This is a genomic window from Streptomyces sp. CO7, from assembly GCF_053474865.1.
In genome coordinates this window covers 333942-344333 of sequence record NZ_JBRIOU010000003.1, presented here as the reverse complement: position 1 = coordinate 344333, position 10392 = coordinate 333942, and the positions used below count along the sequence as shown (strand labels likewise).

Annotated in this window: 8 protein-coding genes; all 8 read right to left on the bottom strand. The window is 72.6% G+C overall.

From position 1 onward, the window contains the following. Positions 1-1051: cell division protein FtsZ (gene ftsZ, locus ACOV8S_RS11470; protein ID WP_448317676.1), on the bottom strand; the 1051-nt coding region annotated here is incomplete at its 3' end. A 279-nt stretch (positions 1052-1330) separates the two neighbouring features. Next, on the bottom strand, positions 1331-2149 hold the full coding sequence (locus tag ACOV8S_RS11465; RefSeq protein WP_448317674.1) for a cell division protein FtsQ/DivIB: 819 nt from the start codon (positions 2147-2149) through the stop codon (positions 1331-1333). A gap of 70 nt (positions 2150-2219) precedes the next feature. Continuing rightward, positions 2220-3314: an undecaprenyldiphospho-muramoylpentapeptide beta-N-acetylglucosaminyltransferase gene (gene murG / locus ACOV8S_RS11460; RefSeq protein WP_448317673.1), complete on the bottom strand. Its 1095-nt coding sequence runs from the start codon at positions 3312-3314 to the stop codon at positions 2220-2222. Between the two features lie 6 nt (positions 3315-3320). After that, positions 3321-4697 carry a putative lipid II flippase FtsW gene (gene ftsW / locus ACOV8S_RS11455; RefSeq protein ID WP_448317672.1) on the bottom strand — a complete coding sequence of 459 codons (1377 nt, stop codon included), beginning with the start codon at positions 4695-4697 and terminating at the stop codon, positions 3321-3323. A 156-nt stretch (positions 4698-4853) separates the two neighbouring features. Further along, entirely contained in the window at positions 4854-6302 is a 1449-nt protein-coding gene (gene murD / locus ACOV8S_RS11450; protein WP_448317671.1) for a UDP-N-acetylmuramoyl-L-alanine--D-glutamate ligase, read from the bottom strand. Beyond that, positions 6284-7354: a phospho-N-acetylmuramoyl-pentapeptide-transferase gene (mraY, locus tag ACOV8S_RS11445; RefSeq protein WP_351114462.1), complete on the bottom strand. Its 1071-nt coding sequence runs from the start codon at positions 7352-7354 to the stop codon at positions 6284-6286. Before mraY ends, murD begins: the two co-directional genes overlap by 19 nt. Further along, on the bottom strand, positions 7354-8772 hold the full coding sequence (locus ACOV8S_RS11440; RefSeq protein WP_448317670.1) for a UDP-N-acetylmuramoyl-tripeptide--D-alanyl-D-alanine ligase: 1419 nt from the start codon (positions 8770-8772) through the stop codon (positions 7354-7356). Before ACOV8S_RS11440 ends, mraY begins: the two co-directional genes overlap by 1 nt. A 4-nt stretch (positions 8773-8776) precedes the next feature. Continuing rightward, positions 8777-10392: UDP-N-acetylmuramoyl-L-alanyl-D-glutamate--2,6-diaminopimelate ligase (locus ACOV8S_RS11435; RefSeq protein WP_448317669.1), on the bottom strand; the 1616-nt coding region annotated here is incomplete at its 5' end.

Here is a 10392-nt window from a genome sequence, read left to right as displayed (position 1 = left end):
ACCCGAAGGAGGGGCGCGCCGGCTCGGCGGGCCGCGACGGGGCGGCCGGCTCCTCACGCTTGGCGGAGGCCGAGCCGAGGACGTTCTCCCGCTTGGCGGGCGGCTGGCCGCCGTCGAACCCGGCGGCGATGACGGTGACCCGGACCTCGTCGCCGAGCGCGTCGTCGATGACCGCGCCGAAGATGATGTTGGCCTCGGGGTGGGCCGCCTCGCTGACCAGCTGGGCCGCCTCGTTGATCTCGAACAGACCGAGGTCGGAGCCGCCGGAGATGGAGAGCAGGACGCCGCGCGCGCCGTCGATGGACGCCTCGAGCAGCGGCGAGGAGATGGCCATCTCGGCGGCGGCCACCGCGCGGTCGTCGCCGCGGGCGGAGCCGATGCCCATCAGGGCGGAGCCCGCCTCGGACATCACGGACTTGACGTCGGCGAAGTCGAGGTTGATGAGACCCGGGGTGGTGATCAGGTCGGTGATGCCCTGGACGCCGGAGAGCAGGACCTGGTCGGCCGACTTGAAGGCGTCGAGGACCGAGACCTGGCGGTCCGAGATGGACAGCAGCCGGTCGTTGGGGATGACGATGAGGGTGTCCACCTCGTTGCGGAGCTCGGCGATGCCGTCCTCCGCCTGGTTGGCGCGGCGGCGCCCCTCGAAGGTGAACGGGCGGGTGACCACGCCGATCGTCAGCGCACCGAGCGAACGGGCGATGTTGGCCACGACGGGCGCGCCGCCGGTGCCGGTGCCGCCGCCCTCGCCGGCGGTCACGAAGACCATGTCGGCCCCCTTGAGGACCTCCTCGATCTCCTCGCGGTGGTCCTCGGCGGCCTTGCGGCCGACCGCCGGGTTGGCGCCGGCGCCGAGTCCGCGGGTGAGTTCGCGGCCGACGTCGAGCTTGACGTCGGCGTCGCTCATCAACAGCGCCTGAGCGTCGGTGTTGATGGCGATGAACTCGACGCCCTTGAGACCGACCTCGATCATCCGGTTGATGGCATTGACACCACCGCCGCCGACACCGATGACTTTGATGACTGCGAGGTAGTTCTGCGGTGCTGCCACGTCGAAGGCCTCTCGCCTCGAGTTACGTGCCGGACGCCTCGCGGGTTCCCCGCGCTGCGCCGGCTGATGCCGAATGGGACGGTCCGAACGCCGACCCGAACCCTAACGGTGAAGTTTAGGGTTACCAGTGTGTCTGTTCCCTGGACTATTCCGAACAGGACACTAGGTCGACAAGTGGCGCACGTTCAACGAACACGCCGAACCTCCCGCTTTTCTTTTCACCCTATGTGATCAAGCGCGTGACTGCCCAGTCCGGGTGCTGGCCTGCGCTGATGTGCGTCAACTCGCTGATGACGCAGGGGCGGAGGGGACACTGACGTCGAAGTGCCGGGCCCGTGGGGTTGCCTTCATCAGGGCCAGCAGGGTACGGGCCTTCGCCGCGCCGTCCTCCGGGCTGCCCCAGCGGACGGTGCGTCCGTCCTTCAGTTCCAGCGAGTAGGCGTCGAAGGTACGGACCTTGACCGTGCGGGTGGAGCGGGCCACCTGGTCCGGGATGTCGCCGGCGACCCGGACCGCCTCGCGCACCAGCCGGTCGCGGCCGAACCGGCGCAGCGTCGAGGCCGCGGACCGCTCGGAGGCCGGGTCGAGTTCGAGCAGCGGCACGGAACCGGGGGCCTTGGGCAGGGTGGCGAACCGGACGCCGGTGGCGTCGACCTCGGTGAAGCCGTCGCGCTCCGCGAGGATCAGCACGGCGGTGCGTTCGGTGACCCGCAGGGTGACGCCGTGCGGCCAGTCCCGGTCCGCCTCCACCGACTTCACCCGGGGCAGTGCCCCGCGCACCCGCGCCTCGACCGCCTCGGTGTCCACGGAGGCCAGCGGCAGCCCGTCGGGGACGGCGGCCGCGCGGCGCACCTCGTCCTCGCCGAGCACGCGGGTGCCGGCGACGCCCACCTCGGCGACCCGCAGCCACGCGGAGCCGTACAGCAGCCAGACGATGCCGGCGGCCAGCACCGCCGCCACCGCGCCGGCGACCACCAGGGTGCGCCGGCTCGGCGGGGCGGGGAGGCGGCCGCGCCAGGAGGGGCCGCCGGGCCCGGCCTCCTCGGCCGGGTCCGGGCGGCGGTCACCGCGTTCGGCCTCCGTCGTCGCTGCGGCCACGCTCCCTGCCCTCCGTCGTGCTGCGTCGTGCGTACTGCCGGTCCGCTCCCCGCCCACCGCCCGCGGGCGGTCAGGCGCGGCGGGCCTCGGCGATGGCCTCGTACACCATGCCGACGAGGAGTTCGTCGGCGTCCCGGCGGCCGAACTCCGCGGCGGCGCGGGACATCTGGTAGAGCTGGTGCGGGTCGGTGAGCACGGGCATGACGTTCTGCAGGACCCAGTCCTCCGTCAGCTCCGCGTCGTCGACCAGCATGCCGCCGCCCGCCTTGACCACCGGCTGGGCGTTGAGCCGCTGTTCGCCGTTGCCGATGGGCAGCGGGACGTAGGCGGCCGGAAGCCCGACGGCGGAGAGCTCGGCGACGGTCATCGCGCCGGCCCGGCAGAGCATCATGTCCGCCGCCGCGTAGGCGAGATCCATCCGGTCCAGGTAACCGACCGGGATGTACGGGGGCATCCCCGGCATCTGGTGGACCTGCGGCAGCTCGTTCTTCGGGCCGACCGCGTGCAGGATCTGGACGCCGGACTGCTGCAGGCGCGGGGCGATCCGCTGGACCACCTCGTTGAGCCGGCGGGCGCCCTGGGAGCCGCCGGTCACCAGCAGGGTGGGCAGGTTGGGGTCCAGCCCGAACGCGGCGCGCGCCTCGGCGCGCACGGCGGCGCGGTCCAGGGTGGCGATGGAGCGGCGCAGCGGGATGCCGATGTAGCGGGCCCCGCGCAGCTTGCTGTCCGGGGTGGCGACGGCGACGCGCGAGGCGTACCGGGAGCCGATCTTGTTGGCCAGGCCGGGGCGGGCGTTGGCCTCGTGGATGACGATCGGCACGCCCAGGCGCTTGGCGGCCAGGTAGCCGGGCAGCGCGACGTAGCCGCCGAAGCCGACCACGGCGTCCGCCTTGGTGCGCTCCAGGATCTCCTCGGCGGCCCGGATGGTGCCGCGCAGCCGGCCGGGGACGGTGATCAGCTCAGGGGTGGGCTTGCGCGGCAGCGGGACCGCCGGGATCAGCGCCAGCTCGTAGCCGCGTTCGGGCACCAGGCGCGTCTCCAGACCGCGTTCCGTGCCCAGGGCCGTGATGCCCACGGTCGGGTCCTGCCTGCGCAGGGCGTCCGCGAGGGCGAGCGCGGGCTCGATGTGGCCCGCGGTTCCTCCGCCGGCGAGTACGACATGCACCGAAATTCACCGCTCTCCGGACGAACGCGCCGTGGCGCGCCGTCGCATCGTGTTCCATCGACGGGGTTCCCGGACCGGCCGGTTCTTCCCCGCCCGCTTTTTACCAAAGCGGGGTTGGCGCATCGCAAGCGCCGCCCGCGCGGCGGGCTCGTCACGCGCGAACGCGATCAGCAGCCCGACGGCGAACATGGTCGGCAGCAGGGCGGATCCGCCGTAGGAGAACAGCGGGAGCGGGACGCCGGCGATCGGCAGCAGACCGAGCACCGCACCGATGTTGATCATGGCCTGGGCCGTGATCCAGGTGGTCACGCCTCCCGCGGCATACCGTACGAAGGGGTCCTCCGTGCGTCCGGCCACGCGGATGCCCGCATAGCCTAGAGCGGCGAAGAGGGCGAGCACCGACAGCGTCCCCGCCAGACCCAGTTCCTCGCCGGTGACGGCGAAGATGAAGTCCGTGTGCGCTTCGGGGAGTTGTCCCCATTTTTCCACACTCGCGCCCAGCCCCGAGCCGAACAGGCCGCCGTTGGCGAGCGCGTAGAGGCCGTGCAGCGCCTGCCAGCAACGGTCGTCGGGACCGGGGTCGGTGGCGCCGAGGCACGCGAGGCGGGCCATCCGGTTGTCGCTGCTGGTGATGAAGTAGACGCCGATGGCGCCCGCGACGGACAGCACCCCGGCGAACAGCCGGGTGGGGGCCCCTGCCAGCCACAGCAGGCCGAAGAGGACCGCGGTGAGGATGATGGCGGTTCCCATGTCCCCGCCGATCATGATCAGGGCGAGCAGCAGGAACGCCACCGGCACCAGCGGGACCAGCAGGTGCTTCCACTGGGTCAGCAGCCGCTTGTCCTGCTTGCGGGCCAGCAGGTCGGCGCCCCACAGGACCAGGGCGAGCTTGCCGAGCTCGCTGGGCTGGATCTGGAAACTGCCGCCCAGCGGGATCCAGTTCTGGTTGCCGTTGACCGCCACTCCTATCCCGGGGATCTGCACCAGGACCATCAGGAAGACGGAGCAGGCGAGGGTCGGGTAGGCGAGCGCCCGGAGCAGCTTCGTCGGCATCCGGGAGGCCACGAGCAGGAGCACGCCTCCGATGACGGCGGCGAGCAGCTGCTTGCGGAAGAAGTAGGCGCCGGGCAGCGAGTAGCGCAGGGCGGTGATCTGCGAGGCCGAGTAGACCATCACCAGGCCGAGCACGGTGATCAGCGAACTGCCGCCCAGGATCAGGTAGTAGGCGGTCAGCGGCCGGTCCCAGGCCTTGCGGGCGCGGCCGACCGTGCGGCGCACCGGGTTCTCCCGCACCGGCTCGGCGGGCCTGACCGCCGCGGGCGCCGGCACGCGGGCGCTGCGGCGGCCCGGGTTCGCGGGTCGCTTCGTCCCGTTGCGTTCCATGGCACCCCTTCCGATCGGCGACCGATCCAACCACGCCTTCCCCGGCGCCCGGGTCCGACCCGCCGGACCCGCCGGACCCGGCGGTCGCGCGCGGGGTCCGGCCCGGCGGGCGGACGGCGAAGGGCGGCCGGGGAGTCCCCGCGACCGCCCTTCGGGTCAGGCCAGTTCGCCGACTGCCCTCTCGAACGCCTCGCCCCGGGCGTTGTAGTTGACGAACATGTCCATGGAGGCGCAGGCGGGCGCCAGGAGCACCGTGTCGCCCTCCTGGGCGAGGGCGCGGGCCTCGGCGACCGCGGCGGCCATCGCGCCCTCGTCGGTGCGGTCGAGCTCGACCACGGGCACCTCGGGCACGTGGCGCTCCAGCGCCTCGCGGATCAGTGCGCGGTCTGCGCCGATCAGCACCACCGCCCGCAGCCGGTCGGCGGCCCTGGTGACCAGTTCGTCGAAGGTGGCGCCCTTGGCGAGTCCGCCGGCGATCCACACCACGGACCCGTAGGAGGCCAGGGAGGCCTCCGCCGCGTGGGTGTTGGTGGCCTTGGAGTCGTCGACGTAGGCGACGCCGTCCACGTCGGCGACGTGGGCGATGCGGTGGGCGTCGGGCCGGAAGGCCCGCAGCCCGTCGCGGACCGCGCCGGCCGGGACGCCGAAGGCGCGGGCCAGCGCGGCGGCGGCCAGCGCGTTGGCGATGTTGTGCGGAACCGAGGGCCGGACGTCGGAGACCTCGGCGAGTTCCTGGGCGTTCTTCTGCCGGTTCTCGACGAAGGCCCGGTCGACCAGGATGCCGTCGACGACGCCGACCTGGGAGGGACCGGGGGTGCCGAGGGTGAAGCCGATGGCGCGGCAGCCCTCCTCGACGTCGGCCTCGCGGACCAGGTCCTCGGTGGCCTTGTCGGCCACGTTGTAGACGCAGGCCACCTGGTTGCCCTCGTAGACGCGGCCCTTGTCGGCGGCGTACGCCTCCATGGAGCCGTGCCAGTCGAGGTGGTCCGGCGCCAGGTTGAGGACCGCGGCGGAGTGGGCGCGCAGCGAGGGCGCCCAGTGCAGCTGGTAGCTGGAGAGCTCGACGGCGAGCACGTCGTAGGCGGTGTCGCCGAGGACGGCGTCCAGCAGGGAGACCCCGATGTTGCCGACGGCGGCGGTGCGCAGTCCGGCGGCCTCCAGGATGGAGGCGAGCATCCGGGTGGTGGTGGTCTTGCCGTTGGTGCCCGTGACGCAGAGCCAGGGGGCGGGGGTGCGGCCGTCGAGGTCGCGCAGGCGCCAGGCGAGCTCGACGTCGCCCCAGACCGGCACGCCGGCCTCGTGGGCGGCGGCGAACAGCGGCTTGTCGGGCCGCCAGCCGGGCGCGGTGACGATCAGCTCGGCGCCGTCCGGCAGTGTGTCGCCGTCGCCGAGGCGGACGTCGACGCCCAGCTCGGCGAGCTCGGCCGCCTGGGTGCGGGCCCGCTCGTCGTCGCCGTCGTTGACGACGGTGACGTGCGCGCCCAGTCCCGCGAGGACCTTGGCCGCCGGTACGCCGGAGACTCCGAGCCCGGCGACCGTGACGTTCTTCCCCCGCAGATCGTCCCCCCGCCACTCCTGGCCGTGGGTCACTTGTTCGCCGCCCATCCCGCGTAGAAGACGCCCAGTCCGACGATCACGCACATGCCCTGGATGATCCAGAAGCGGACCACGACCAGGACCTCGGACCAGCCCTTGAGTTCGAAGTGGTGCTGCAGCGGGGCCATCCGGAAGACCCGCTTGCCGGTCATCTTGAAGGAGCCGACCTGGATGACCACCGACATGGTGATGAGGACGAACAGACCGCCCAGCAGCGCGAGCAGCAGCTCGGTGCGGGAGCAGATCGCGAGGCCGGCCAGCGCGCCGCCCAGGGCCAGCGAGCCGGTGTCGCCCATGAAGATCTTCGCCGGCGAGGTGTTCCACCACAGGAAGCCGAAGCAGGAGCCCATCAGGGCCGCGGCGACCACCGCGAGGTCCAGGGGGTCCCGTACCTCGAAGCAGGCGCCCGGGTTGGTGAGCGTGCCGGCGTTGGCGCAGGACTCCTGGAACTGCCAGATGCCGATGAAGGTGTAGGCGCCGAAGACCATCACCGAGGCGCCGGTGGCGAGGCCGTCGAGGCCGTCGGTGAGGTTCACGCCGTTCGACATGGCCAGGATCATGAACAGCGCCCAGACCACGAACAGCACCGGGCCGATCGACCAGCCGAAGTCCTCGACGAAGGAGATCCGGGTGGAGGCCGGGGTGTTGCCCCGGATATCCGCGAACTGCAGCGAGAGCACCGCGAAGGCGACGCCCACGATGAGCTGGCCGGCCATCTTCGCCTTGGCCCGCAGGCCGAGCGAGCGCCTCTTGACGATCTTGATGTAGTCGTCGAGGAAGCCGACCAGGCCCATGCCGGCCATCAGGCCGAGGACCAGCAGACCGGAGAGCGTGAGCTCGTTGCCGGTGATCAGCTTGGCCGCGAAGTACGCGATGATCGTCGCCAGGATGAAGGCGATGCCGCCCATGGTCGGCGTGCCGCGCTTGCTGTGGTGCTCGCGCGGGCCGTCGTCGCGGATGTACTGGCCGTAGCCCTTCTTGGCCAGCAGCTTGATCAGCAACGGGGTGCCGATCAGAGTCAGGAAGAGGCCGATGACTCCCGCGAACAGGATCTGATTCATCATCGGGCGGCGACCTCACCCTCGAGCAGCGCCTCGGCGACCTTCTCGAGCCCCACCGACCGGGAAGCCTTCACCAGGACGACGTCCCCCGGTCGCAGCTCGCTGCGCAACAGGTCGATCGCCGCCTCTGCGTCGGACACGTGCACCGACTCCTCACCCCACGAACCCTCGTTGTATGCGCCCAGTTGCAGCCAGCGGGCCTCCTGGCCACCGACCGCGACGAGCTTGCCGACATTGAGCCGGACGGCGAGCCGTCCGACGGCGTCGTGCTCGGCGAGAGCCTCGTCCCCGAGCTCGGCCATCTGGCCGAGCACCGCCCACGTACGGCCCCCCTTGGCCCGTGCGGTCTCACCCATGGCGACGAGCGCGCGCAGGGCTGCTCGCATGGACTCGGGGTTCGCGTTGTAGGCGTCGTTGACGACGGTCACGCCGTCCGGGCGCTCGGTGACCTCCATCCGCCAACGGGAGAGGGAGCCCGCCTCGGAGAGCGCGAGGGCGATCTCTTCCGCGGACATGCCCAGCTCATGGGCGACGGCGGCCGCGGCGAGCGCGTTCGACACGTGGTGCTCACCGTACAGGCGCATTGTCACATCGCTGCACCCGGAGGGTGTGTGGAGGCGGAACGCGGGGCGTCCGGTGTCCGTGAGTCGGACGTTCTCGGCACGGACGTCCGCTTCGTCCGACTCGCCGAAGAAGACCGTCTTCGCCGTGGTTCGGGAGGCCATGGCCTTGACGTACGGATCGTCCAGGTTCAGCACGGCGATGCCGCCGTCCTCGGCGGACGGCAGCGACTCGACCATCTCGCCCTTGGCCTGGGCGATCTGCTCCCGGCCGCCGAACTCGCCGATGTGGGCGCTGCCCACGTTGAGCACGACGCCGATCCGGGGCGGGGTGAGGCCGCACAGGTGGCGGATGTGGCCGATGCCGCGGGCGCCCATCTCCAGCACCAGGAAACGGGTTTCCTCGGTGGCGCTGAGCGCGGTGAGCGGGAGCCCGATCTCGTTGTTGAGCGAGCCCGGCGTCCAGACGGTGGGCGCCTTGCGGCCGAGCACCTGGGCGATGAGGTCCTTGGTGCTGGTCTTCCCGGCGGACCCGGTCAGGGCGACGAGGGTGGCGCCGAGGCGGGTCACGACGTGGCGGGCGAGGGCGCCGAGGGCGGCCTGGACGTCGTCCACGACGATCGCGGGCACGCCGACGGGGCGGGCCGCCAGGACGGCGACCGCACCCGCCTCGACGACCTGCGCCGCGAAGTCGTGTCCGTCGACGCGTTCGCCCGTGAAGGCGGCGAAGAGGCTTCCTGGCGTCACGTCACGGGAGTCGCGGACGACCGGTCCGGTGACCTGGACGGACGGATCCGGTATGTCGTGCGTCTGCCCGCCGACGGCTTCTGCGATCTCGGCGAGGGAGAGGGCGATCACTGGTTCATCCCTGGGTCTTCTGGGGTGCCTGGGTCTTCTGGATGGCTTCGCGGAGGACCTGGCGGTCGTCGAAGGGCCGGACGACGCCGGCGATGTCCTGGCCCTGTTCGTGGCCCTTGCCGGCGACCAGCACGGTGTCGCCGGGCCCTGCGAGGGCGACGGCGGCCGCGACGGCCGCGGCCCGGTCCTCGAAGACCCGGACCTCGCCGCGCTCGTGGGCGGGCACCGAGGCGGCTCCCTCCAGCATCGCGGCGAGGATCGCCAGGGGGTCCTCGGAGCGGGGGTTGTCGGAGGTGAGCAGCGCGGTGTCGGCGAGACGGGCCGCGGCGGCGCCCATCGGGCCGCGCTTGGTCGTGTCGCGGTCGCCGCCGCAGCCGATGACCACGTGCAGGCGGCCCTCGGTGACCGGGCGCAGGGCGCGCAGCACCGACTCGACGGCGTCGGTCTTGTGGGCGTAGTCGACGACCGCCAGGTAGGGCTGGCCGGCGTCGACGCGCTCGAGGCGGCCGGGGACGCCGGGCACCGCGGCGACGCCGTCGGCGGCGGCCTGCGGGTCGAGTCCGGCGGCGGACAGCGCGACGATCGCGGCGAGGGTGTTGGCCACGTTGAACCAGCCCGGCAGCGGAGCGCGGGCGGTGATCCGCTCGCCCTTGGGGCCGACCGCGGTGAAGGCGGAGTCCATGGCACCGGTGCGGACGTCCTCGGCGCGCCAGTCGGCGTCGGGGCTGCCGTCGGCGGAGTAGGTGATCACCGGGACGCCGGCCTCACGGGCGAGGCGGCGGCCGTACTCGTCGTCGGTGTTGACCACGCCGAGGCGGCTGCGTTCGGGGGTGAACAGGCTCGCCTTGGCCTGGTAGTAGTCCTCCATGTCCCGGTGGAACTCCATGTGTTCCGGGCTGAGGTTGTTGAAGACGGCCACGTCGAAGACGCAGCCGTCCACCCGGCCCAGCACCAGGGCGTGGCTGGAGACCTCCATGGCGACGGCCTCGACGCCGCGTTCGCGCATCACCGCGAACAGGGCCTGCAGGTCGGTGGCCTCGGGGGTGGTGCGCTCGGACTTGATCCGCTCGTCGCCGATGCGCATCTCGACCGTGCCGATCAGCCCGGTGGAGCGCGCGGTGCGCAGGCCGCCCTCGATCAGGTAGGCGGTGGTGGTCTTGCCGGAGGTGCCGGTGATGCCGATCTGCAGCAGGGCGTCGCCCGGGCGGCCGTAGACGGTGGCGGCGAGTTCGCCCATCCGGCCGCGCGGGTCCTCGGTGACGAGGACCGGGAGGCCGGTGGCCGCGGCGCGGTCGGCGCCGGCCGGGTCGGTGAGCACGGCGGCCGCGCCGAGGGCGGCGGCCTGGGCGGCGAAGTCCGCGCCGTGGGCCCGCGCGCCCGGCAGCGCCGCGTACAGGTCGCCCGGCCGCACCGCACGCGAGTCGTGGGTGATGCCGGTGACCTCGGCGCCGCTCGCCGGGTCCGGGGCGCCGAGCGCCCGGGCCAGCTCGCCGAGGGGGGTCGCGGCGACCCGCGCGGGCCTCGGCGGCCCCGCGGGTTTCTCGTTGTGGGGGGACTGATCAGCTTGTGGCACGGCGGTGAGCGTACCGGGCGCGGGGGGTCCGGAGCGAAGCGAGGGGC

What these genes read in the sequence shown, in the direction of transcription:
- ftsW (WP_448317672.1), bottom strand. Translation starts at nt 4,697, where the DNA reads ATGGAACGCAACGGGACGAAGCGACCCGCGAACCCGGGCCGCCGCAGC.
- murD (WP_448317671.1), bottom strand. Translation starts at nt 6,302, where the DNA reads ATGGGCGGCGAACAAGTGACCCACGGCCAGGAGTGGCGGGGGGACGAT.
- mraY (WP_351114462.1), bottom strand. Translation starts at nt 7,354, where the DNA reads ATGAATCAGATCCTGTTCGCGGGAGTCATCGGCCTCTTCCTGACTCTG.